The 23484-nt window shown below is 60.3% G+C and carries 24 protein-coding genes and 2 pseudogenes; 22 read left to right on the forward strand and 4 right to left on the reverse strand.

Going from position 1 to position 23484, the window contains the following annotated elements; translation table 11 throughout:
* Positions 1 to 105: 105 nt before the first annotated feature.
* From NKI58_RS18305 to NKI58_RS18385, 17 genes and pseudogenes are all read left to right on the forward strand, one after another.
* On the forward strand, positions 106 to 2940 hold the full coding sequence (locus NKI58_RS18305; protein ID WP_352592675.1) for a sensor histidine kinase: 2835 nt from the start codon (positions 106 to 108) through the stop codon (positions 2938 to 2940).
* Positions 2940 to 3581, forward strand: a complete 642-nt coding sequence (locus NKI58_RS18310; protein WP_352622879.1) for a response regulator transcription factor — start codon at positions 2940 to 2942, stop codon at positions 3579 to 3581. Before NKI58_RS18305 ends, NKI58_RS18310 begins: the two co-directional genes overlap by 1 nt.
* 2 nt (positions 3582 to 3583) lie before the next feature.
* The gene (locus NKI58_RS18315; RefSeq protein WP_023716983.1) at positions 3584 to 3973 is read left to right on the forward strand and encodes a response regulator; all 390 of its coding nucleotides are present in this window, start codon (positions 3584 to 3586) and stop codon (positions 3971 to 3973) included.
* Entirely contained in the window at positions 3963 to 4646 is a 684-nt protein-coding gene (locus NKI58_RS18320; RefSeq protein WP_031211078.1) for a response regulator transcription factor, read from the forward strand. Before NKI58_RS18315 ends, NKI58_RS18320 begins: the two co-directional genes overlap by 11 nt.
* Positions 4647 to 5206: 560 nt before the next feature.
* The gene (locus NKI58_RS18325) at positions 5207 to 6187 is read left to right on the forward strand and encodes an alpha/beta fold hydrolase (RefSeq protein ID WP_502897380.1); all 981 of its coding nucleotides are present in this window, start codon (positions 5207 to 5209) and stop codon (positions 6185 to 6187) included.
* Positions 6188 to 6237: 50 nt separating this feature from the next.
* A complete protein-coding gene (locus tag NKI58_RS18330) occupies positions 6238 to 6600 on the forward strand; it encodes a hypothetical protein (protein ID WP_352592493.1) in 363 nt (120 codons plus the stop codon).
* A gap of 91 nt (positions 6601 to 6691) precedes the next feature.
* Positions 6692 to 7452 (forward strand): annotated as a pseudogene (locus tag NKI58_RS18335) (glucose 1-dehydrogenase).
* A gap of 436 nt (positions 7453 to 7888) precedes the next feature.
* Entirely contained in the window at positions 7889 to 8680 is a 792-nt protein-coding gene (locus NKI58_RS18340; RefSeq protein WP_352592496.1) for an alpha/beta fold hydrolase, read from the forward strand.
* A gap of 67 nt (positions 8681 to 8747) precedes the next feature.
* The gene (locus NKI58_RS18345; protein WP_023674205.1) at positions 8748 to 9506 is read left to right on the forward strand and encodes an SDR family oxidoreductase; all 759 of its coding nucleotides are present in this window, start codon (positions 8748 to 8750) and stop codon (positions 9504 to 9506) included.
* A gap of 46 nt (positions 9507 to 9552) precedes the next feature.
* Positions 9553 to 9954 carry a cupin domain-containing protein gene (locus tag NKI58_RS18350; protein WP_352455791.1) on the forward strand — a complete coding sequence of 134 codons (402 nt, stop codon included), beginning with the start codon at positions 9553 to 9555 and terminating at the stop codon, positions 9952 to 9954.
* A gap of 51 nt (positions 9955 to 10005) precedes the next feature.
* Positions 10006 to 10653 (forward strand): HD domain-containing protein, encoded by a 648-nt coding sequence (locus tag NKI58_RS18355; protein WP_352455792.1) that lies wholly within the window; start codon positions 10006 to 10008, stop codon positions 10651 to 10653.
* A 266-nt stretch (positions 10654 to 10919) separates the two neighbouring features.
* Positions 10920 to 11441: a carboxymuconolactone decarboxylase family protein gene (locus tag NKI58_RS18360; RefSeq protein WP_352592499.1), complete on the forward strand. Its 522-nt coding sequence runs from the start codon at positions 10920 to 10922 to the stop codon at positions 11439 to 11441.
* 137 nt (positions 11442 to 11578) lie between these two features.
* On the forward strand, positions 11579 to 12016 hold the full coding sequence (locus tag NKI58_RS18365) for a CBS domain-containing protein (RefSeq protein WP_352592502.1): 438 nt from the start codon (positions 11579 to 11581) through the stop codon (positions 12014 to 12016).
* Between the two features lie 128 nt (positions 12017 to 12144).
* Positions 12145 to 12435 carry a hypothetical protein gene (locus tag NKI58_RS18370; protein WP_352786836.1) on the forward strand — a complete coding sequence of 97 codons (291 nt, stop codon included), beginning with the start codon at positions 12145 to 12147 and terminating at the stop codon, positions 12433 to 12435.
* Between the two features lie 41 nt (positions 12436 to 12476).
* Positions 12477 to 12875, forward strand: coding sequence for a sensor histidine kinase (locus tag NKI58_RS18375; RefSeq protein ID WP_352786837.1), 399 nt, complete (start codon positions 12477 to 12479; stop codon positions 12873 to 12875).
* A 54-nt stretch (positions 12876 to 12929) separates the two neighbouring features.
* Positions 12930 to 13211: a GNAT family N-acetyltransferase gene (locus NKI58_RS18380; RefSeq protein ID WP_023674211.1), complete on the forward strand. Its 282-nt coding sequence runs from the start codon at positions 12930 to 12932 to the stop codon at positions 13209 to 13211.
* Between the two features lie 41 nt (positions 13212 to 13252).
* The gene (locus NKI58_RS18385) at positions 13253 to 13684 is read left to right on the forward strand and encodes a DUF1810 domain-containing protein (RefSeq protein WP_352592508.1); all 432 of its coding nucleotides are present in this window, start codon (positions 13253 to 13255) and stop codon (positions 13682 to 13684) included.
* A gap of 67 nt (positions 13685 to 13751) precedes the next feature.
* Here NKI58_RS18385 and NKI58_RS35570 read toward each other — a convergent pair.
* From NKI58_RS35570 to petA, 4 genes and pseudogenes are all read right to left on the reverse strand, one after another.
* A pseudogene (locus NKI58_RS35570) lies at positions 13752 to 14477 on the reverse strand (pirin family protein).
* Between the two features lie 26 nt (positions 14478 to 14503).
* Positions 14504 to 16021 (reverse strand): mechanosensitive ion channel family protein, encoded by a 1518-nt coding sequence (locus NKI58_RS18400; RefSeq protein WP_352622866.1) that lies wholly within the window; start codon positions 16019 to 16021, stop codon positions 14504 to 14506.
* Positions 16022 to 16044: 23 nt separating this feature from the next.
* Positions 16045 to 17340, reverse strand: a complete 1296-nt coding sequence (locus NKI58_RS18405; RefSeq protein WP_352622865.1) for a cytochrome b — start codon at positions 17338 to 17340, stop codon at positions 16045 to 16047.
* Between the two features lie 16 nt (positions 17341 to 17356).
* Positions 17357 to 17833: a ubiquinol-cytochrome c reductase iron-sulfur subunit gene (petA, locus tag NKI58_RS18410; RefSeq protein ID WP_352592517.1), complete on the reverse strand. Its 477-nt coding sequence runs from the start codon at positions 17831 to 17833 to the stop codon at positions 17357 to 17359.
* Between the two features lie 464 nt (positions 17834 to 18297).
* Here petA and NKI58_RS18415 point away from each other — a divergent pair, with 464 nt between their 5' ends.
* From NKI58_RS18415 to NKI58_RS18435, 5 genes are all read left to right on the forward strand, one after another.
* Entirely contained in the window at positions 18298 to 18882 is a 585-nt protein-coding gene (locus NKI58_RS18415) for a glutathione binding-like protein (RefSeq protein WP_352592520.1), read from the forward strand.
* Between the two features lie 338 nt (positions 18883 to 19220).
* A complete protein-coding gene (locus NKI58_RS18420; RefSeq protein WP_352828113.1) occupies positions 19221 to 20276 on the forward strand; it encodes an alpha/beta fold hydrolase in 1056 nt (351 codons plus the stop codon).
* A gap of 182 nt (positions 20277 to 20458) precedes the next feature.
* Positions 20459 to 21631: a galactonate dehydratase gene (gene dgoD, locus NKI58_RS18425; RefSeq protein WP_352592526.1), complete on the forward strand. Its 1173-nt coding sequence runs from the start codon at positions 20459 to 20461 to the stop codon at positions 21629 to 21631.
* A gap of 5 nt (positions 21632 to 21636) precedes the next feature.
* Positions 21637 to 22413, forward strand: coding sequence for an SDR family oxidoreductase (locus NKI58_RS18430; protein ID WP_352592529.1), 777 nt, complete (start codon positions 21637 to 21639; stop codon positions 22411 to 22413).
* Between the two features lie 30 nt (positions 22414 to 22443).
* Complete coding sequence (locus tag NKI58_RS18435; RefSeq protein ID WP_023674245.1) at positions 22444 to 23427, forward strand: substrate-binding domain-containing protein; 984 nt, start codon at positions 22444 to 22446, stop codon at positions 23425 to 23427.
* The last annotated feature ends 57 nt before the right edge of the window (positions 23428 to 23484 follow it).

Raw genomic sequence — 23484 nt, forward strand, 5'->3', positions numbered from 1 at the left:
ACGCATGACTTGGACCGATCCGGACCGGGAAGTGGCCGACCTTTCGCGACGAATGAACCGGGCCTGATTCGCGGCAACCTGATTAGCGATCTTGAAAGAGGCGGGTTGTCGCGCGTCTGGTCGCACCGTCCCCAATTCTTGCATCTGGGGCTTTTTATTACGGCCTATGTCCTGGGCTGCGGCTTCGCCCAGTCGCTCGCAATCATACCTGGAACAGGGATTTCCATTTGGCCTCCGAGCGGGCTTTTCATCGCTACGCTTGTCTTCGCCTCCAGGTATAGCTGGCCGTGGTGGGTGCTGGGGGGCTGTCTGGCAGAACTGTTCAGCAACTTCTTGTGGTTCCACACTCCGCTGCCCGCGGCCTTCCTGATCTTTGCCGGCAACGCTCTTGAAGCGGTGGCCGGCGCATGGCTTGTGAACCAGACCTGCAAGCGCCCAGTTCGGCTGGAAACGTTGCGGGACGTTCTCGCATTCGTCGCACTGGCCGCTGGAGTTGCGCCAGTTGCAAGCGCGACGGTGGGAAGTGCGGCGCTTTCGTGGTTTGGCATACAATCGCAAACCTTTGCGACGGCTTGGCCGCTGTGGTGGATCGGAGACGCGACGGGAGTCCTGATCGTAGCGCCACTGGCGCTGGTCGTGTTCCAGAACTGGCGCGGCAAGGCGCAGCTCTCGGCAGCGCGATGGATGGAAGCTTGCGTCCTGGGGCTGATCTTTCTTGGTATCGCCGCCCTTTCCTTGAGCGGCTATCTGCCCTTCGCCTACATCATCATGCCGCCTCTTCTTTGGGCCGCGGTGCGCTTTGAGTTCCGAGGCGCCGCCGTAGCATTGACCGTTCTCGCTCTGATCACGGCGGTATTCACGATATCCGGCGCCAGCCAATTTGCCGGCGATCCCGAGTCCCAGAAGCACAACCAGATCATGCTGCAGCTTTTTCTGGCCATCTCGGCATTTTCGGCGCTCGTCGTGGCCGCCATTTCCAGGCAGCATCAGGCGGCGGTGCTCACTTTGCGCCAAAGTGTGGAGACCTTGCGGGAGCGGGAGCGAGAACTCTCGTTGCTGGTCGAAATGATCCCCGCTCACATCGCCCGTATGGCGCCCAACGGCGAACCAACCTTCTTCAGCAAGCGCACGACAGACTATATCGGCCTCAACGACATCGCGGGCTGGGACAAGCCGGGCACGAGCCGCCTGGCGACCGTAGTCGCGGCAGCCGTCCATCCCGACGATGGACCCAGGATGAGAGAATGGCTCAGCCGCTCCCTCGCCACCGGCGAACCCTATCCCATAAGGTATCGCCTGCGTCGCGCTGACGGTGTCTACCGCTGGAGGGAGGGCCGCGCCGAGCCGCTGCGGAACCAGAGTGGGGCGATCGTGCAATGGTACACGGCCAGCATCGACATCGACGATGAGGTGCGCGCGCAGGAGGCATTACGCGACCGGGAGCGGGAGCTCTCGCAGCTTGTCGACATGGTTCCGAGCCACGTTTGGCGCCTGACGCCGGACGGCGAGCCGACCTTTTTCAACAAGCGAATGGTCGACTTTCTCGGCCTTGACGTAACGGATTTGGACAAACAGGGCATCGGCCGGCTGGCGGCGATGATAGCGGCCACCGTCCATCCGGACGACGCAGCAGCATTCGGCGATACGCTCAGTCACTGCCTTGCTACCGGCGAGCGCTTCTCCATGAGGTATCGCCTGCGCCGCGCCGATGGCGTCTATCACTGGATGTCGAGCCGGGCAGAGCCGATGCGCGATCACGCTGGCCTGATCGTGCAGTGGTACGGCCTCTGTCACGACATAGACGATCAGATGCAAGCCGAAGAGGCGCTGCGGCGGAGCGAATTGCAGCTTCAGCAGATGATCGACGCTGTGCCGGTCCGCATTTGGAGCGCGATGCCGACCGGCGGGCCGGTCTACTTCAACAAGCGATACCAGGACCATTTCCGCGCCGTCATCGCCAATTTCGAAACACTCGGAGAGCCGCGCATCGAGGAATTGCTGCAAGAACTGGTTCATCCCGAAGATGCTCCCGAGGTGCTGCGCACGTTGCTGAGCTGTTTCGAAACAGGCGGCGGTTCCGCGATGCGGTTTCGCTGGCGCGAAACAGATGGCTATCGCTGGGCGGAGTGCAGGGTCGAGCCGCGGCGTGATGAAGACGGCGCGGTTGTGCAATGGTACGGGGTTTCCCTCGACATCGACGAAGAGGTGCGCGCCCAGGAAGCGCTGCGACAAGCCTCCGACAAACTCGCGCAAGCCACTCAGGCTGCAAGTCTCGCCGAGCTTTCCGCTTCGATCGCGCACGAGGTGAATCAGCCGCTGGCCGCGATCGTCGCCAATTCCCATGCATGCCACCGTTGGCTGTCCGCCGCCCCTCCGAACGTCGAACGCGCGAAGATTACGGCCGAGCGCATAATCCGGGACGCCAATTCGGCGGCGGACGTCGTCGGCCGCATTCGCGCGCTGTTCAAGCAATCCACCGAGACGAGGACCAATGCGACGCTCAGCAGTGTCATCGCAGAGGCACGCGACCTCGTGACCGAGGAAGCGATGCGGCGGGGCGTTCGCATCAGCGTTGATGTCGGAAGCGACATTCCGCTAGTCGCGTTCGATCGCGTCCAAATCCAGCAGGTTCTGGTCAATCTCATCCGCAACGGCATGGAGGCGATGGACTCTGGTGCGGATGACGGAGTTATCAGCATCCGCGTGCGCCATATCGGGGATGTTGTCCGGACCGAAGTCAGAGATCGCGGCCGGGGCGTCGAGTTTCCCGACCGGATATTCGAACCGTTCTTTACCACGAAAGAGCAAGGGATGGGCATGGGACTGGCGATCTGCCGTTCGATCATCGAGTCGCACAGCGGGCGTTTATGGGTCGAGAAGAACGAACCACGTGGAGCGACGTTTATCTTCACGTTGCCGATTGAAGCGAAAGCGGCGTGATGACGACGGACGGCCAAATTGTCTTCATCGTAGATGACGATGAACGCATCCGGGAGGCGCTCAGTGAGCTGCTGGCCGCACATGGCATGCGTGCCGTAGCGTTCGGATCGGCGGGCGATTATATCCGCGCTGACAAGCCGGACGTCCCTGCCTGCCTCATCCTCGATATCGAGTTGCCGGATATTAACGGCCTCGATCTGCAGCGGCAGATTGCCGAGGGCGATCATCCGCCGATCGTTTTCCTGACGGGACATGGCGATATCCCGTCCTCGGTGCGTGCGATCAAGCACGGCGCCGTGGATTTCCTGACCAAGCCCTTCAGCGATGCAGACCTCATGGCCGCAATCCATGCGGCGATTGCCCAGGATCGGGTACAGCGATCGGAGCGCGCCGAGCTGGGTGTGTTGAAGCAACGTTATCTCGAGCTGACGCCGCGCGAACGTGAGGTGCTACCGCTGGTGGTCAGCGGCTTGCTCAACAAGCAGGCCGCCGCTGAACTGGGGATCAGCGAAGTTACGCTGGAAATTCATAGAAGGAACGTCATGCAGAAGATGGTCGCGGCGTCGCTCGCCGACCTAGTGCGCATCGCCGAGCGATTGGGAATACCGATCACGCACTCGCGCCGGGCAGGGGGTAACTGAGGGTGAGCAAGCGGAGGCCTGTCGTGGCGATTGTCGACGATGACCCAAGACTGCTCGAGTCGCTGGAGGACCTTCTGGAGTCCGCCGGGTATGTGGCCCGCAGCTTCTCGTCGGCGGGGGCGTTGCTGGTCAGCGGCCTGTCTGGATTGGACATGCTTATCACCGACATCGGGATGCCCGGCATGGACGGCTTTGAACTTCGTGACTTGGTCAAGAAGGCGCGTCCGGACCTGCCTGTGTTCCTGATCACGGGCCGCCACGAGATAGTGGATCAGCACCGCGCCAAGGGCATTGGCGGGCTTTTCCGCAAGCCGTTCGATGGCCAGGCACTGCTTGCGGCGATCGGCGACGCTTTACGCAACCCAGAAACGGAGGCTAAACATGAGAGTTGACCAATTGCCCTTACCGAGATCGACGCCATCATCACAGCAGCGAAGGGCTGAAGCCGAGCAGCCGCTGGTCATTATTGTCGATGATGATGCCTCTGTTCGGGAGGCGCTGTCTGAATTGATCCTGTCGGCGGGTTTCCTGCCGGTGTGCTTTACCTCAACCCGTGAATTGCTTGACGCCGACGTGTTGGAGAGCCCCGGCTGCTTGATCCTCGACGTGCGCATGCCGGGCACGAGCGGTCTCGATCTGCAGCACCATCTTGCGAAAAACGGCAACCCCAAACCCATCATCTTCCTGACCGGGCATGGCGACATCCCGATGACTGTCCAGGCGATGAAGGCCGGCGCCGTGGACTTTCTCACCAAACCGGTGCGGGATCAGACGCTGCTTGACGCTGTGATCGCCGGCATTGCGGTGGATGCCAAACGGCGGGCGGATGCCGTGATCGTCAAGCGCAATATCGAGCGCGTCGAGACGCTGACGCCGCGCGAGCGCGAGGTCCTGCGTGAAGTGGCGCGCGGACGCCTCAACAAGCAGATCGCCTTCGACCTCGGCATCAGTGAAGTGACGGTCAAGCTTCACCGCGGCAATGTCATGCGCAAGATGGAAGCCGCTTCCATCGGTGAGCTGATCCGGGCGTGGGAAACGCTGCCCGCGCCGATGCGCGAGGTCTAGAATTTGGCACAAGCCGATCCATGCCCATCCAATAGGATCGCCCGGCCCGCCCGGCCATTTCAGGTGCTTTCTCAGCGCGCCCAGGCCTTCCTGCCTGTTGGTACGCTCGTGCTGCTGCGGGTGATCCTGATGTACATCGGTGGTCCTGTTGGGTGTTTCGCGGCAAGGCCCGCGCCAAACATCGGTTACCACTGAGCGGCGCTCTTTGGCAGCGCCAGTCTGACCGACAAACTCGCAACATTTCATGCAACAGCAACTGACGCCGGCCGTGCCGCGTCGGTCCCCGCGCCGCTACCCAAGCCTAAATTGACGTGTGTCTATAAGAGCTTGCCTTAGCCCGGCCCTATCTTCGGCGTGCCTGCCCTGCACTTTGGCATCGTATGACAGATGCTTCCGTAGAGTAGGTTCGCGGCCCGGATCGGTGCATCCTGTTCCTCGCAAGCCATCACGACCGTCGCGTTTCTACCGCTCCTCGCTCGCTCCTCCCCGAACGCGACCGCACAGGCCGACTCGACGGTCGTGATGGTGAGCAGGATGTTCAAAGCACATGGATGGACATGATGAACAAAGACGGACTTTTCTCCGTCGGCGGATCTCGCCGCGATGTCTTGTTGGCAGGCCTGATCTCTACGGTTGCCGCCGGACTGCCCCGCGCTGCTTCGGCAACGAGCCGAAAACAAAACCTTCCCTCTTCCCCCTCAATCAAAGGAACCAAGACGATGAGCACCATCACGACCAAGGATGGCACCGAAATCTACTACAAGGATTGGGGCAAGGGTCCTGTCGTCACGTTCTCGCACGGCTGGCCGCTGAATTCCGACGCCTGGGACGGCCAGATGCTCTTTCTTGCCCATAACGGCTTTCGCGTCGTTGCGCATGACCGGCGCGGCCATGGCCGATCGAGCCAGGCCACGTCCGGCAACGACATGAACGGCTATGCGGACGATCTTGCAGCCGTGATCGAGGCGCTGGATCTCCGGGACGCCACGCTGGTCGGCCATTCCACCGGAGGAGGCGAGGTTGCTCGCTATATCGGACGGCACGGGACGAAGCGGGTGGCCAAGGCTGTTCTTATCGCCGCTGTTCCGCCGATCATGGTGAAAACGCCGGCCAATCCGGAAGGTCTGCCAATCGAGGTATTCGACGGCATAAGGGCTGGCCTCGTCAAGGATCGTTCGCAGTACTACCGGGACCTCGCACCGTTGTTTTATGGCGCGAACAGGCCGGACGCCAAGGTTTCCCAGGGGACTCTGGATCAGTTCTGGCTCTGGAGCATGCAGGCGGGTCTCGTGAACGCGTACGAAAGCGTCAAGGCGTTCTCCGAGACCGATTTTACCGAGGACCTCAAGAAGTTCGACGTACCAACCCTCGTCCTGCATGGCGAAGACGATCAGATCGTCCCCGTCAAGGACTCGGCAGTCAAGTCGGCCCGATTGATCAAAGGCGCAAAGGATATCTATTACCCCGGCGCGCCCCACGGGATCACGGCCACACACCAGGATCAGGTCAATGCTGATCTGCTCGCCTTCATCAAAGGATAGCACGCCCTCAGTCACGACCGCATGTTGTCCGCAATTCCTTGGAGCCGCCGATGACCACCTTTGGCAATATTTCGCGCGCCCTGAACCGCATTTCGGGTGGCGCGCCAGGTCAAACCTTGTGCGCTCGCATAGCCGAGCGGTGGCCTGAATGCTGGTTCTGTCGGCTCATGTCCCGGATTGTGGAACCGAACCACTGCGCCATCGAGCTGGAGCGCTGGCAGAGGCGCGAAACATATGCTGCGCCACGGCTGCCGCTCGGGCAACTGCGCCTGTGCAGCGCGGAGGCGATCGCCGGCGTTCGACACTACGTCGCGCTGTCGGGGGTCGCCGCCGCGCGCTTGTTCTGCCTTGAAGGCCAAAGCGCTCTGCAAGACGTCAAACTGGCTAAGCGCCCGGAGTTTATCAATCGGTAGCCGTTTGCGATTGCCGCTCATTTTGGCGGTCTCAATTCGGCGTGAAATTTTCTTGGCCAGCAGTTGCGACTATCGCAGCAGCACCGGCACTATTTTTCGAAGGCAGGAACGACATGGGCGTACTCTCGGGGTGGTCACCGGCGGAAACAGCGGGATCGGACTATCGGCTGCAAAAATCTTTGCGGCCGAGGGCGCGCAAGTCGTCATTACCGGCCGCCGGCGGCAGGCGGTCGAGGAAGCGGTCGCACAGATCGGGGCAGGCGCGCTGGGCATTCAGGGAAATGTGGCCGACGTGTCGCACCATGACGAGGTAGCGCAACAGATCCGCCAGAGGTTCGGGGCGCTCGACATCTATATGGCGAACGCCGGCATAAACACCATCACGCACTCGGCCGACGTCTCCGAGGCAGAATATGATGCGCAATTTGCCGTCAATACGCGAGGCGTCTTCTTCGCGTCCAGAAGCTGATTCCGATCATGCGGAATGGCGGCGCAATCATCCTCACAGGCTCGCTGGCCAGCGAGAAGGTTCTGGACGGTCATGCTGTTTACGCGGGCTCGAAGGCGGCCATAAATGCCTTTGCGCGCGCTTGGGCGATCGAACTGAAGTCTCGCGGCATCCGGGTCAACGTGCTCAGCCCAGGTCCGGTGGATACGGCTATTCTCGATAAGCTAGGCATACCGTTTGAGCAGCGCGGGCTGTTTGAAAAGGCGATGGCGGAGGCAATACCCCTGGGCCGGATGGGGCAGCCGGAAGAGCTGGCAAAAGCCGCCCTGTTCCTTGCCTCGGACGCGAGCAGTTTCGTCACGGGCATCAATCTGCGGGTCGACGGCGGGATGGCAGTGCTCTGAGCCACGACTGCGATGTCGCGCCAATAGACTGGCGAATAACGCCGGTCCGGCTGTTTGACCCATACCAAGGCATTTGGCGATGCGGGCCGAAGGCCAGGAACTATGTCGTTGACGAGAGGAGGCTTTGCCGCCGTGTTCGATCCGGCCGGCTCACCAGCGCTCAACGGATCGACCGCGCCAGGCTCTCGCCACGGCGGCAGCGGCGTCTTGCAAACACAACTCTCTGGCCGCGCGCCCTCAGTGTCTGTTCCGGCGACCGCCGCCAATGCACACCCCGCATAGATACCTCAATCATGCTGCAGGGCACCTGATCTCCCTGGTGACCTACCCTGCACCTTGGCATTGTATGACAGACCCTTCCGCACAATAGGTTGGCGGGCCGCGTCGGCGCATTCTCCTGAGCATTGGTCACCACAGGCCACACGGGAGAAAGCAAATGCGAAACATAACTCGAGTCCTGGCCCTCACCGCAGCGCTTGCCGCGTCGGGCGGCGGGATGGCGCAGGCCGCGAATTCTCAGCCCAAGCCGACGATCGTACTGGTGCACGGCGCCTTCGCGGAATCGTCGAGCTGGGATGCAGTCATCACCAAGCTCAGCAAAGACGGTTATGTAGCGATAGCCGCAGCTAATCCGCTCCGCGGCGTTGCCAGCGATGCGAAAGCAGTCTCAGCCATCGTCCGGTCGGTTTCCGGGCCGGTCGTGCTGGTGGGGCATTCCTACGGCGGGCCTGTCATCACCGAGGCCGCCAATGGCAATCCCAATGTGAAGGCATTGGTCTACGTGGCAGGTTTCGCGCCCGATACCGGCGAATCGAGCCTTACGTTGTCCAGCATGTTTCCCGGCAGCACCTTGGGGAGCGCGCTTGCTCCAGTCGCGTTGCCGGACGGCGGACAAGACCTCTTCATCGAGCCGGCCAAGTTCCGCGCCCAGTTCGCCGCCGACGTTCCGCAAGAGCAGACTTTGCTGATGGCTGCCACTCAACGCCCTGTTGCGCAGGCGGCTCTGGCTGAAGCCTCGGGCGTCGCCTCATGGAAGACGCTGCCGTCCTACATGATCTACGGCTCGGATGACCGGAACATCCCGGCAGCCGTCATGAGCTTCATGGCCAAGCGTGCGCATGCGGTAAAGACCGTCGTCATCGAGGGTGCGTCCCATGCGCTCATGGTTTCGCATCCCGACGAGGTCACGTCACTCATCGAGGATGCTGCTGCATCGGTCAGTCAGTAGCAGGCCGGAAACGCCCAGCATCCGATCGAGCAACGAAAAATAGACACGCAACACCAGGAGACCAGACATGAAGATCGTCGTCATCGGCGGAACCGGGCTGATCGGTTCAAAGACCGTGGAGAGACTGCGAAACAAAGGACACGACGTGCTTGCGGCGTCGCCGAATTCGGGCGTCAACACCGTTACGGGAGAGGGTCTGGCGGCCGCGCTTGCCGGTGCGCAGGTCGTCGTCGACCTCGCGAACTCGCCGTCGTTCGAGGAAAAGGCTGCCCTGGAGTTCTTCGAGGCATCCGGGCGTAATCTTTTTGCCGCCGAAACGGCCGCCGGCGTCCGTCATCACGTGGCGCTGTCGGTCGTCGGTACCGACCGGCTGCAGGGCATGGGCTATTTCCGCGGCAAGTTGCTTCAGGAAAAGCTGATCAGGGAGTCCGGAATTCCCTACACCATCGTTCACGCCACTCAATTCTTCGAATTCACCGCCGCCATCGCAAACACGGGCGCCGTCGGGGATACCATTCATATGTCGCCGGCCTACTTCCAACCCATGGCGGCTGATAATGTTGCCGATGCGATGGCGGACGTCGCGCTTGCCGCGCCGTTGAACGGCATGATCGAAATTGCCGGCCCGGAGCGTGTCCGCATGAGCGAACTTGTCGAGCGCTTCCTGAAGGCCACCAACGACCCGCGCAAAGTCGTCCCGGATCCCGGCGCGCTCTACTACGGCCAAGTGGCAATCGACGATCGAACGCTGGTGCCCGGCGAGAACGCGCGCATCGGCGCCGTGCGTTTCGATGATTGGCTCAGCCGATACACACCACCGAAGTAAGTAATCATCGGATAGGCCCGCCATTCGCACAACAAGGAGACCAGACATGATCAAAACACTTCTCTGCGCCGCGCTCACCTCCGCTTCCGTCACCGCAGCAATGGCCAATGACGCCGCCAACGTAAAGCTTGTCTACGACCAGGCTCTTCCAAACGTGCCCGGCAAGAGCATGAAAGCCGTGCTCGTCGAGTACGCGCCTGGGGGTACGTCGCCGGCTCATACCCATCCCAAATCCGCGTTCATCTATGCCACGGTCCTGGAGGGGGCGATCCGAAGCCAGGTCAACGACGGGCCGGTGAAGACTTATCGCGCCGGCGAGAGTTTCTCGGAATTCCCTGGCGACCGTCATGCCGTCAGCGAAAACGCCAGCAAGACGGAAGGCGCTCGTCTGCTTGCTATTTTCGTCGTCGACACCAGCGAGACGGAACTTACGACGAACGCGAAATGAAATCGTAGCCCCCGGGACCATCGGGGCGTACGCGAAGGGACGGTCAGTGACATGAATTCGATCGCCATCCGCACACTTGCGGGGATTTTGGTCCCCGATACTCCGCTTGTTGGCCGAGCGATCGAACATGCCCGCCAGCGATGTGAACCCTACCTGTTCAACCACGTGGTCCGATCCTGGCTTTTCGCGGCCCGGATCGGACAGATTCAGAATATCCAGCACGACGCGGAGGTTGTTGCCGTTGCAACCCTGTTGCATGACGTCACGCTCAATGAGGACTTCGCCGGGCCGCGCCGTTTCGAAGTGGAAGGCGCCGATCTTGCCCGCACCTTCGTTCGGGAGGGCGGCTTCGACGAGCGGCGCGCCCAATTGATCTGGGACAGCGTCGCCCTCAACTCGACGCCGTCAATCGGCCTCTACAAGGAGGCTGAGGTGGCGCTTTGCACAGCCGGCATCTGTCTCGATGTCGTCGGCTTGCAATACAGCCTCATTTCGTCAGCCGAGATTGCAAAGATCATCGGTGAGTTTCCACGCCTCCAAATGAAGCGACGGATGACGCGATGCTTTTGCCATATCGCAGAGGTCAGGCCGGAAACCACCTACGACAACTTTGCCCGGGACTTCGGCGAGCGCTTTGTTTCAGGCTACAAGGCGACTTCGGCAGTTGATCTTGTGATGAACGCTCCCTTCGAAGAGTGAACGCAGTTTCGATCCAGGTTCTATCGACACCGGTCGGTTCAGCCTCGCCCTTCAAGTGACCCAAACGCTGTGCGCCCGTCGCATGCCTGCGCCAAAGCGAATTGCCGAGGGCAGCGGTCAGGTGCCAATTTCCACCTCCTATACTTCGGTTTAGGCGCCCCAACCCAATCGAGTGGCAATACATATCATCGGCACGATAGCAACAGTTCGTCTCACCGGTCATCCTTACGCTGCAATGGATTGCAAACACCTCAAGGAGATAAGTAATGAATATTGCAGCGTCACCGGTCGCTCCGAAAGGAAAAGCCGTCGCCCAACGCGCGAGTTATGCCGAGCAGTCGCCGGAACTTCTGAAGAAATTTATTGAATTTCTTGGTGCGACGCGAGAGGGGTCGATCGAAGAACCGATCCGCGACCTTGTTGCAGTCCGAGCCGCGCAGGTGAACGGGTGCACCTTCTGCCTTGATATGCACGTCAAACAGGCGAAGATTCATGGCGAGCGCGAACTGCGCCTTTACCACCTGGCAGCCTGGCGGGATTCGACCTTGTTCGTTCCTCGCGAGCGTGCAGCCCTGGCATGGACGGAAGTCTTGACCAAGCTGCCCGAGCAGGGTGTCCCCGACGAGATCTACGATCGGGTCAGGTCACAGCTTTCCGAGAAGGAAATTTCCGATCTGACCTTCGTTGTCATGGCGGTCAATTCTTGGAACCGTCTGAACATCGGCTTCAAACCCGTCCCGGGCTCGGGGGATGCGAAGTTTGGCCTGAGCAAAGCAGCACTGAGCTAATCTTTGGAACGGGTCAGAATGGCGCTTGTTTGCGCGCCATTCTGACCGGCCAGGCGAAGGCGCCGAGCTCGGCGACCAACACTGGAACCGATCTCAGCCTCCCGGCCGCGGCCGCGAGGCGCTCTCAGGAGGGCGTCATGCGCATTGACAGTCTGCATCCAGTAATATCGGCCCGTCTCATGGTGATTGATGTCGACGCTCCACTCCGCAGTGCAGCACTCTCACTTTCCGGGCCCGCAATAGGCCTGGTCGTGGTGTGCCACGGCAGTGGGGAGGCGGCAGGCGTGCTGAGCAAGTCCGACCTTGTCCGCCATCTGGCGAATTCAGGGCCAACAGAAGCGCCGATTGCGGCATTGATGAGCACGTCCATCGTGTCCTGTGGTCCCGATGACGACCTTCATTCAGTCTGGCAGACCATGGCCGCGCAAGGCCTTCAGAATGTGCCGGTGCTAGGGGCTGACTCGAAACCGCTAGGCGTCCTCGATATCCGTGATGCGATGAAGGCGCTTTTCAAACAAGAGGAACTGCAGGAACGGCTGCTTGCCAACTACATCAGCGGGATCGGCTATCAATAGAGCTTGGTCTATCGTTTGGATATACAGAAGTATGTATCGGAGGCGTCTTAGATATAATTGACAATAAATGCCGTAAATTATAGCGTATTGAAGCAAATGGGTGTCGACTGAGCCAACGGGGTTATGAAATGTTTCGTCCGGACATAAAAGAAGATGTCTTCGACGGCCCGCCCGATGGTCTTGGAAGTGGTATGTCCGTGCAAATGTCGACGGCCGGCATCGTCCATGACCTCGGCAATCTCATTCAGGTCGCCTCGTCGGCGTTGAACCACCTGGCCCGCGATCCGAGCATCCAAGCGACTCCGGCGCTTGGGCCTGTAATTGCCGGCGCCAAAACGGCTTTGGAACGGGCTGGGGACCTTGTCCGGCAAACCATCAGCCTGGCTCGAGACACGCGGAAATCGAATACACAAACGTAGATGCTTGCCTGGCTGAGATCGAAACCCTCGTGCGGAGCGCCTTGGATGCCAATTTCGGTCTTGAGCTTCGGGTTGGGTCCGACCTGCCTTTGGTGAGATGCGATCGCTTTGGGTTGCAAAATGCGGTTCTGAACCTTCTGTTCAACGCGCGCGATGCAATGCCTGACGGCGGTTTCATCTCGATCGATGCCGGCTTGGCCTCTGAAAGCTCTACCGCCGGTCAGGTAGATATCCGTGTCGCGGATAACGGTATCGGGATGACCAGCGAGACAATGGTCTGCGCCTTCGATCCGTTCTTCACCACCAAAAGCGAAGGCCTCGGCGGCGTCGGTTTGCCGATGGTGAAGCGCTTTGTCGAGCAGTCAGGCGGAAGCATCGACCTTCAGAGCACGCTCGGGGCAGGCACGACCGTCACTCTGCGGTTGCCTGCGGTGCGATAGCGGCCGGCCAATCTCCCCCCGGTGACAGACGTGACATACAATCGAGAGATAGAGATGGATGCACAAGTCGTTGAAAACGTCCAACAGCACCGTTTCGAGTTGCCGATCGCCGGCGATATGTTTGCGGCGGCCTACTATCGGCTCGAGGGCGGGCAGGTCGCGCTGATACACACCGAAGTCCCGTCGGAATTTTCCGGACAAGGGATCGCGTCGCGATTGGCCCAAGGGACCTTCGAACTGCTCCGCAAAACCGGCCGTAAAGCGATCTTGAAATGTCCCTTCATGAGCCGCTTTTTCGCCAAGCACCCGGACTATGCAGATGTCGTCGACGGCTAGTCAGGGCACCAATGTTGAGGGTTTCCCAAGGATCTATCCAAATGCCTGACGAGTATGATTTGCAGAGGTTCGTCAGCGCACAGGATCCGGTCTACGACGACGCGCTGGCCATTCTACGTCGAGGGATGATGTGCACTCCCTATATGGAGTTCATCTTCCCAAGGTTGGCCACCAGGCGAAGCGGTACTGCGCCTGAGCCATATGCAATCACATCGCTCGACGAAGCCAGCGCCTATCTGTCATTTCCGATCCTTGGAGGCCGTTATCGGGAATGCGTTGGCACCCTGCAGCGGCTCTCCGGCCTAAGCGCTCGCGCTGTCTTCGGTGACGTTGATGCGAAGAAGTTGCACGCGTCCCTGACGCTGTTTTCCGAAGCAAGCAACGACGAGTTCCTCCTCGAGACAATCTTCGACGTCTGGTTCGACGGTTTGCTCGATGAGGAAACGATGAACGATCTCTACTTGATGTCGTAGTGGTCTGCCTGCGCCACCCGGCGTCAAGCTGTCGCGGCGCTGAGGTCACCATCCGCTGCCTTATCCCTCACATGCTGCCATCCGGCAGAGGCATGAGCTCGTGCTCTCCCGGCACGCCGGGGAAGCGGCGTTCGCGCCAATCCGCCTTTGCCTGCTCGATCCGTTCGGCTGAAGAGGAGACGAAGTTACAATAGATATGACGTGGCTCGGCCAGGGGCTCACCTCCTATCAGCATCAGTCTCGCCGCATGGAAGGCAGGCGCCTGGAGCACAATCTCAACGCCGCGCGCCAGAGCTACTAATTCGGCTCATGAAACGTACCGAGCTGGCCGACAATTCCAACCTCACCGGCGACGATGTAGATCGCACGCTCACGGTGTTCGGGTTTCACCTGGTAGCGCGCACCGCTCGTGAGCACAATTTCGGCATAGACCATGTCGGAGAACGTCCGGTGGCGTGCGCTCGGAATGAACGATGCCCGACCCGGCCGTCATCCAGTTGGCCTCGCCAGGACGGATGGTCTGCACTTTACCCAAATTGTCGCGATGGACGATCTCGCCATCGATCAGGTAGGTCACGGCCGCAACGCCGATCTGCGGATGCGGTCCCATATCGAAACCGTGACCTGCGTCGAACATAGCGGGGCCGAAATGGTCGAACAGGATGAAGGGCCCGATCATCAGGCGATTCGAGGACGGCAATACGCGCCTTATCTTCAGTCCGTCCGCAAAATCACGGATAGCCGGCTGGATGAGTGTATCGATGCCTGTGATATCGCTTTGGCGGATGGTCATGGATCTCTGTCCTTCTGCATGCCTTATCAGCCAGGTGCTCGAACGCGCTTGAACGGAGCGGCGCGAAAGACTGTCTGAATGGCTTTGAGGAGCGCGAATTTGGAGCCCGCGTGGTGCTGTCCGGCGATGCCGCTTTCATTAAGAGCCGACACCCTCATCGACAGGATCGCGGCAAGATCTTCGGCCATTTCGGGCCTGTCGTGCAGCAGCGGCGCAAAGTTTTCCTGGTCTATCTCGTAAACCGTGATGGGGGTCATTGCCCGCAAACTTGACATCTCGCCAATGCCGGCGAGCAAGCCGGTCTCGCCGAAGAAATCGCCAGGTGCAAGCCGGCCGATCTCCTGCAGTTGATCATCGCCCTCGCCAATTTGCCGGACGATGACTCCCGTCCGTACGATCATAAGCGACGGCAGCATCTCTCCCTGTCGTGCGATGATTTCGCCCTTATGGTAGGTGCGAACCGAGGCCGCTTTGGCGAGCGACTCCTGCTCGGTATCCGTTAGCGCCGAGAATACCGGTATGGAATTGATGAGTTCGATCGGGGTGAAGCCATGGGAGGCCGCCATCTCGTGGCCCGGCCGGTTGGTCATGGCAATCGAGCCCGAAAATGGCTCCGCCAGCAGCATGCCGGTCGACTTTGAATGGCGATAAATGAGATCGAAGATTTCGTTCCGAGCGGCACTTCGCTGGTCGATACTTGCGACGCGAAAAAACAACTCGATCTCGATAGCTGCGGCATCCAGGCTTCTGATGGTGACCGAAGGCGAAGGCTCCTGGAGGATTGAATTGCAGCTCAGCAAGACAGTGCGCATGAGCTCTACGATGATCGCCGGCGTCTTCGTTGGCGCCACCTTGACGGTTACGGCAAGTCCATGGCTCTCGTCCGGACCGCTTAGATTTGTTACCCCGATCTTGGCGAGAAGGCTGTTTGGCAGCGCCACGACATTGTGGGTCGGGGTCAGAAGTTGGGTCGACCGCCAGTTGGTCTCGACAACGCGGCCTTCGGTTCCGTCGCCTAGAATGATCCAGTTTCCAAGCACGTAAGGGCGGCCGAGGTTAAGCGCGATCGCCGAAAATACGTCACCAAGCGTATTCTGGAGCGCCAGTCCCAGGATGACGGCAAACACGCCCGACGTGGCAATGAGCGTTCCGACCGGCACTGCAAAGACAAACGCCAGGATCGACAGGAACATTCCAGCGTAGACGACACCGACCACGACGTCCTGCAGGAGACGTGCCTCGCGCGGCTTTCGCTCGAAGACGAGATAGATACGGACAAATCCGATTAGCGCCCAGGCAAGGTGAACCCACCAGAGCAGCTTGACCGAGCCGATGAGGATCGCTCCTCCGGTTGTCTCGTTGTCCCCTGCGGTCTCGTATGGCACGACGCGCAGGTCGAGAACCATGGCCGACATGGCGAGGAAAAAGCCGAGTTGGACGACCAGCTTCGCATTGGCGAAGCGTCTGGGGATGAGGGACCAAACGACGATCCCGGCGAGGCCGAGCAACACGATGTAGACCAGAGGAGAGTTCCACCAGCTCATGAACGATCCCCGCGATGCCAAGTTCAATGTTTGGTCTCCGGCCCGGCGATCGGGCCTCTGCCGCTGGCCTTGTCTTTTTCAAGAACTGCTTCGGTGATCGAATTCGGCAGCCGTCGCGGCTTTTCGATCAGCCCGAGCACCGGCATGGCGATAATGAAGAACGCAAAATAGTAAAGCGTCGCCAGTTGGGACATGACGACGTATGCGCCTTCCGCCGGCCGGGAGCCGAGCCAGCCGAGAAAGAGGGCATTGGCAACGAACAGCCAGAAGAGCACCCTGTACCAGGGCCGATAGACCGCCGAGCGCACCTTCGAGGTGTCGAGCCACGGCACCAGGAACAGCACCGCGATCGAGCCGAACATCGCGAGCACGCCGCCGAGCTTGGAATCGATGGGCCCGATATTGAAGGTGATGGCCCGCAGGATCGCGTAAAACGGCAGGAAGTACCATTCCGGCACGATGTGGGCCGGCGTCTTCAGCGGATTGGCGATGCTGCTATTGTCGGGATGGCCGAGGTAGTTCGGCAGGTAGAAAACGAAATAGGCGAAGAAGAACAGGAACACGAGGATGCCGAAGGCATCTTTGACGGTGGCATAGGGCGTGAAGTCCACGACATCAGTTTTCGATTTGACCTCGATGCCGGTCGGATTGTTCTGGCCGACGACGTGAAGCGCCCAGATATGCAAGGTCACCACGCCCGCAAGCACAAATGGCAGCAGGTAATGCAGCGCAAAGAAGCGGTTCAGCGTCGGATTGTCGACCGCGAACCCGCCGAGCAAAAGCTGCTGGAGCCAGTCGCCGATCAGTGGGACGGCGGTGAAGAAGTTGGTGATGACAGTAGCGCCCCAGAACGACATCTGTCCCCAAGGCAGCACGTAGCCCATGAAGGCCGTCGCCATCATCAGCAGGAGGTTGGTGCAACCGAGCACCCACAGCAGCTCACGCGGCGCCTTGTACGAACCATAGTAGAGCCCGCGGCAGATGTGGAGGTAGACGGCAATGAAGAAGAACGACGCGCCGTTGGAATGGAGGTAGCGCAGCAGCCAGCCCGAATTCACGTCGCGCATGATCTGCTCGACCGAGTTGAAGGCCAGCCCCGTATCAGGGGCGTAATGCATCGCCAGCACGATGCCGGTCAGGATCTGTGAAACCAGCATGATCGTGAGAATACCGCCGAACGTATAGGCGTAGTTCAGGTTGCGCGGCACCGGATAGACGATGAAGCTGTCATAGACCAGCCGCGGCAGCGGCAGGCGGGCATCGAACCAACGTTCGATTCTGGTTTTGGGCGTATAGGTCGAGTGTTTGTCGCCGCTCATCGAAATGCCCCCTGCCTCAGCCGATACGGATCTTGGTGTCGGAAATGAACTGGAACACCGGCACCGCCATGTTCTCCGGCGCCGGCCCCTTCCGGACGCGGCCGGCGGTGTCGTATTGCGAACCATGGCAGGGGCAGAACCAGCCGTCGAAATCGCCTTCCTGACCATGCGGGATGCAGCCGAGATGGGTGCAGACCTGGATCATCACCACCCAGGCTTCCTTGCCCGGCATAGTTCGATTGGCGTCGGTTGCCGGCGCATCGGCCGGCAGGTTGGCGTTGCGGGCAATTGGATCCTTGAGCTCGGCGAGACTGACTGCCTGGCCGTCCTTCCTCTCTTTTTCGGTGCGGTTGCGCACGACCACCGGCTTGCCGTGCCAGTCGACGATCAGCGACGTTCCCGGCGTCAGCGAGGAGACGTCGACCTCGATCGCGGCGGGCGCTTCGACGCGCAATGTGTGCTCGGCTGTGGGGGTTTCGGAAAGGTCGGCCATGATGGCGACTCCTATTGTTGGAAGCTGCGTCATCGCGTTGGTGGCAATCGAGCAAAAGCAGGCCACGGCTTTCGCCTTTCCAGTCTGCTCACGTCGCGTGAAATATGCCGGCCGTGGCCGGGTGTGAGCCATCGTGCCAACGGCACGTGCGTCCAATACTTTCGTTTAGGATTTCCTGAGCGAAGGACTGGCAGGGCTGGCGATGATGCCATCATGGAAGGTTCTGGATTCCTCCAGATAAACGTTGGCCACTGAGCTGGCATACGCCCCGGCATTGCGCACGGCGATCCCGAACTTCAGCCCGACCATACCTCGGCATAGGCACGCCTGGCTGTCGGTGTCGTAGTCGTCGTCTCCGCCAAGTGCGAGTTTCTGGAGCGGTTGTCTCGCGTGGCGCGGGGCAGGTTTTCCGCCGGGCGACGACCAATTGCGGGATTCAATCGGGTTTAGAAAAGGGAAAAGCGGTGAAACTCTACTACAGCCCTCTCGCCTGCAGCCTGGCGGACCACATCGCTCTGGAAGAGGCCGGTGTTCCCTTCGAGCGCGAAAGTGTGAACCTCAAGACCAAACGGACAGGCTCCGGGGATGATTTCACTACCGTCACGCGCAAGGGCTACGTTCCAGCCCTCGTGCTGGATAGCGGCGAAACGCTGACGGAAAATATCGCCGTCCTCGACTGGATTGCGTCGCAATACCCGCCACTGGGAGTGGCGGGGCCGTTGGGCCGTACCCGCCTTCTCGAAGCGCTGACCTACGTCTCAACTGAAATACACCGAAGCTTCAAGCCGATGTGGCACCAAAGCAGCGATGCCGAAAAGGCCAAGGCGAGCGCGACGATTACGAGCCAACTCGAGTTCTTCGCTGACGGGCTCGAGACCGACTATCTGTTCGGCGACAAACCCAGCGTCGCGGATTTTTATCTTTTCGTGATGCTGCTTTGGGCGGCCCGCTTCCACGTCCCTGTTCCCGCGCCTTTGCAAGCCCTTCGCGTCCGAATGGCTGCCCGACCGGCCGTGCGCATCGCAATGGATCGTGAGGGCCTCGTCTGAAGCCGAGGGCGACTTCGAGCATAAGACCAGATGCAACATATCCTCTCGCCCAAACAGAAGATCAGGAGTCATTCTCATGCTGCCGTTCCTGCGGATGCTACATCCAGCCGCTTCCAAGCGCGGGGATGGCCTACGTCTCGAATTTCTCCGGAGGGAAATCGAGGAAACGCTGGACCTTACCGACGTTCAGTCAGAGCTCGCCGCACTGCCCCCTGGCCGAGTGGTTGCAATACTGGATTCGCCGCAGTCACCGTCGAAATAAGCGCAATATTTCCTGTCGGCCGATGCAGCGGCCGGTCTAGTTGTTCCCGCTTGTTGGTCATCATAGAGGCTTCATCATGAATGCGAGTAAGGCTCCCGACACGGTCGATCATCGCCGCCGGCGCATTGTCGGTGCGACAGCAATGACGTTCGCCGCCACCGAACTCGGCTTGAGCGCGCCGGCAGCCACTTGGATGGTCGAGGCGAGGGCGTCCGCGACGCAAGCCAGGCCGGAATCATTCGGCTCGCTCAGACAGGTCAATGCCGAAAAACTGAGCGTCGGATATGCGGAGCTGGGGCCTGCCGAAGGTGCTCCAGTGATCCTGCTTCATGGCTGGCCCTATGACATTCACACCTACACCGACGTCGCTCCTCTGCTTGCCGCAAAGGGGTACCGCGTGATTGTGCCCTACCTGCGCGGCTACGGCACTACGCGATTCCTGTCGGACGAGACGATGCGCAATGGCCAGCAGTCGGCGCTCGCCGCGGATACGATCGCCCTGATGGATGCGCTGGGGATCGAAAAGGCCACGATCGCCGGCTGCGACTGGGGCGCCCGAACGGCCAATGTCGTTGCCGCGCTCTGGCCTGAGCGTTGCAAGGCGATCGTCTCGGTGAGCGGCTATCTCATCGGAAATCAGCAGGTCGGCATGGTGCCGCTGGCACCGGAGGCGGAGCTTCAATGGTGGTATCAGTATTACTTCGCCACGGATCGCGGCCGCGCCGGCTACGAGAAATACACGCGCGATTTCGCCAAACTCATCTGGCAACTCGCTTCGCCGCAGTGGAATTTCGACGATGAAATCTTCCAGCGCAGCGCCGCAGCCTTGGACAACCCGGATCACGTCAGCATCGTCATTCACAATTACCGCTGGAGGCTCGGCCTGGCACAGGGCGAGCCGGAATATGACGGTCTGGAAAACCGGCTGGCCGAAGCTCCCGTGATCACAGTGCCGACCATTACCCTTGAGGGTGATGCCAATGGCGCACCCCGTCCCGACAGCAGTTCCTACGCCAAGAAATTCTCGGGCAGATACACGCACCGGATCATCACCGGCGGTATCGGCCACAACTTGCCTCAAGAAAGCCCGCAAGCCTTTGCCCAGGCTGTCATCGACGTTGACGAATACTGATCAGGCAAGCTGAGTGAGCTGCTGATGCCTGCGCTGGATGGGCGGCGAGGACATGATGGTTGCGAGCTGAACATCGAGGCGCGGCCTTGCTCCACATCGACGTTGCGCTTGACTCGTCCATATTATCCATAATAAATCATACATATCGCCTTCAAAAAAAGGCGGCAGGTCTGGGAGGACCAATGAAAATTACGGCCATCAAGGCGCGCGTCTGCAATGCGGAAATGCGCAACTGGGTTTTCGTCCGGGTCGAAACCGACGAGCCCGGGCTGTTTGGCTGGGGTGAGGCAACGCTGGAATGGAAGACCCGAGCCGTCGTTGGGGCGCTTCAGGACCTTGAGGCCCTGCTCATCGGGCAGGATCCGCGCAACGTGGAGCAGTGCTACCAGATACTTACGCGCCACGGATTTTGGCGTCTTGGCGTCGAGGGAATGTCTGCCGTCAGCGGCATTGAGATCGCGCTCTGGGACATCCTGGGCAAATCATTGGGAGTCCCCGTCTGGCGCCTTCTGGGCGGACAGGTTCGCGACTATCTGCGCACCTACACGCATCTCGGCCTCGGAGACATGAAGGCGGTCTATGAGACCGGATCCGCGGACGCGATCGTGGAACGCGGACGCATCGTGACGCAGGCAGGCTACGACGCTGTCAAGGTCGTCTGCATTCCCTACACCCACTACGTATCGCCTGCGAAAGCCGTTGATTCTGTCGCCAACATGGTTGGCTCACTTCGCGAGGCCATAGGTCCGGACATCGGCATCATGGTCGATTTCCATGGACGCCCTGCATCCGTTAACGCTGCGATGGATTACCTCAAGGCAATCGAGCCGGCCCGCATCATGTTCGCGGAAGAACCCGTGCCGCCCGAAGATGTTGCCGGACTGGCGCATATCACGGCGCGATCGGCCGTGCCGATCGCTTCCGGCGAGCGGCTGATCGGACGTCGCGAATTCACGCACTCGATCGCAGCCCGTGCCTTCAACATTGCCCAGCCTGATATCTGCCACACTGGCGGTCTGCTGGAGACAAAGAAGATCGCGGCCATGGCGGAAACGGCAGGCATCGGCCTTGCGCCGCACAACCCGCTCGGTCCGATCGCTGGCGTCGCTGCTCTTCACTTCGGCATATCGACGCCAAACGTCGTCATTCAGGAGGAGATGTCCGGTGCCGTCGCCTGGTACGACGAGGTCGTTACCTGGCCAATTCGGCGTAAACCAGGCCGCTGGGACTTGCCCGAACTGCCGGGCCTTGGCGTCACCGTCAATGAGGACGTGATCGCGCGTCACCCCTTTGAGCAGGAAGTGCTGCATGCCCGCAATGCCGTCATGCCGGACGGCACCGTGGTTGACTGGTGAATGCAATGGCAGGCCGGCTGCAAGGAAAGGTCGCAATCGTCACGGGCGCCGGCCAAGGCATAGGTGCCGCCACCGCCCGGGCTTTTGCGATGCATGGGGCAAAGACCGTCATTGCTGAACTGAATGCGGCAAGCGGGAAAGCGGTCGCCGACAAATTGCGGGCCCAGGGCGCGGACGCCCTGTTCATCGAGACGGACGTCACCGACGCATCCGCAGTCGCGGACATGATCGCGCGGACGATCACGGCCTATGGCGGCGTCGACGTTCTCGTCAACAATGCCGGCGCCAACGTCTTCTACGAACCATTGATGATGCCGGATGAGGAATGGGAGCGCTGCCTCAAGCTCGACCTCCAGGCCGCGTGGTTCTGCGCCAAGGCGGTTTTGCCGACGATGCTGGCGAAGGGCTCGGGGTCCATCGTCAACATAGCGAGCTGTCACGCCTTCCAGATCATTCCCCATACGTTCCCGTATCCGGTCGCCAAGCATGCACTTTTGGGCCTGACCCGTTCGCTGGCCATCGAATATGCCGCACGCGGTATCCGGGTGAACGCGATCGCCCCCGGCTATATCGAGACGCCAATCGCGGAAGCCTACTGGAACACATTCCCGAACCCCGCCGAGGAGAAGCGGCGAGCCTACGACCTCCATCCGCCCAAGCGAATTGGCCGGCCGGACGAGGTTGCAATGACGGCGGTTTTCCTCGCTTCGGACGAAGCGCCGTTCATAAATGCCGAGACGATCACCATCGATGGTGGGCGCTCGGTTCTCTACCACGACTAGCAACCACCATTGAGCTCAGGGAGGATCTTCATGAAAACCACAACAAAGGCTTTGGCGACATTTGCGGTACTGGCTGCCGGACTGATGAGTGGCGCAGCAAGCGCAGACGACATCAAGATCGGCTACATCAACAAGATGGGAGACCATCCATGGTTTGTCGCCGAAGTCGGCGGCGCCAAGAAAGCGGCTGAGGCGGCAGGGGCCGCGTTCGTGTCGCAGGACGTTCAGTTCGACGCCAATTTGACGATCACGACCTTCGATACGATGGTCGGCGATGGCGTGAAAGGCATCGCCATCGTCGTCCCCGACAAGGCGCTGGGACCGGTCATCGCTGAGAAAGCAAAGGCCGCAAAAATTCCCTTGGTGGCGGTGGACGACGATATCTACTACCAGGATGGCACCCAGGTCCCCTATGTCGGCATGAATGCTTACAATATCGGTGCGCGGGTGGGCGAAGAGCTTGCCAAGCTCTACAAGGCTGAAGGCTGGGCGGGCAAAGAGGTGCGCATCGCCTCGATCGAGGACCGCAAGGCCGATACCTGCATGCAGCGCAACAAGGGCGCGGAAGAAGCGTTCCTGAAGGCGGTGCCCGATTTCAAGCCGGGCAGCATCGTTCGCGTCCCCTACGACAATACGATGGTCAACGCCATCGATGTGATGACCACCACATTGACGGCCAATCCCAGCGTCACGAACTGGATATTCTATTCATGCAACGATGACGGCGTGCTGGGTGGTGCGCGAGCACTGGAGAATGCCGGCTATTCCGCAGACCAGGGCATGGGGATCGGCATCGACGGCAGCCGCGCCTGCGATGCCTTCGGATCCGGAAAGCCCTCGGCGTTCCGTGGTACGATGTGGCTCAATTCGGAAAATCATGGCGCGCTGGCGGTGAAGATTCTCTTGGCCTCCATCAAGGACGGAACCAAGCTTCCCGTTCAATCCTTCACTGACCCGGAATACATCACCGCCGACAATTTTGCGTCGGACTACAAAGCGAAGCTCTGCCACTGAACCAGATATGCGTCATGCGCCGCAGTGCGCATGACGCTCTTTGGGCCGGCAGTTCGT

It is taken from the genome of Mesorhizobium sp. M0522 (genome assembly GCF_040321085.1).
Lineage (GTDB): Bacteria > Pseudomonadota > Alphaproteobacteria > Rhizobiales > Rhizobiaceae > Mesorhizobium.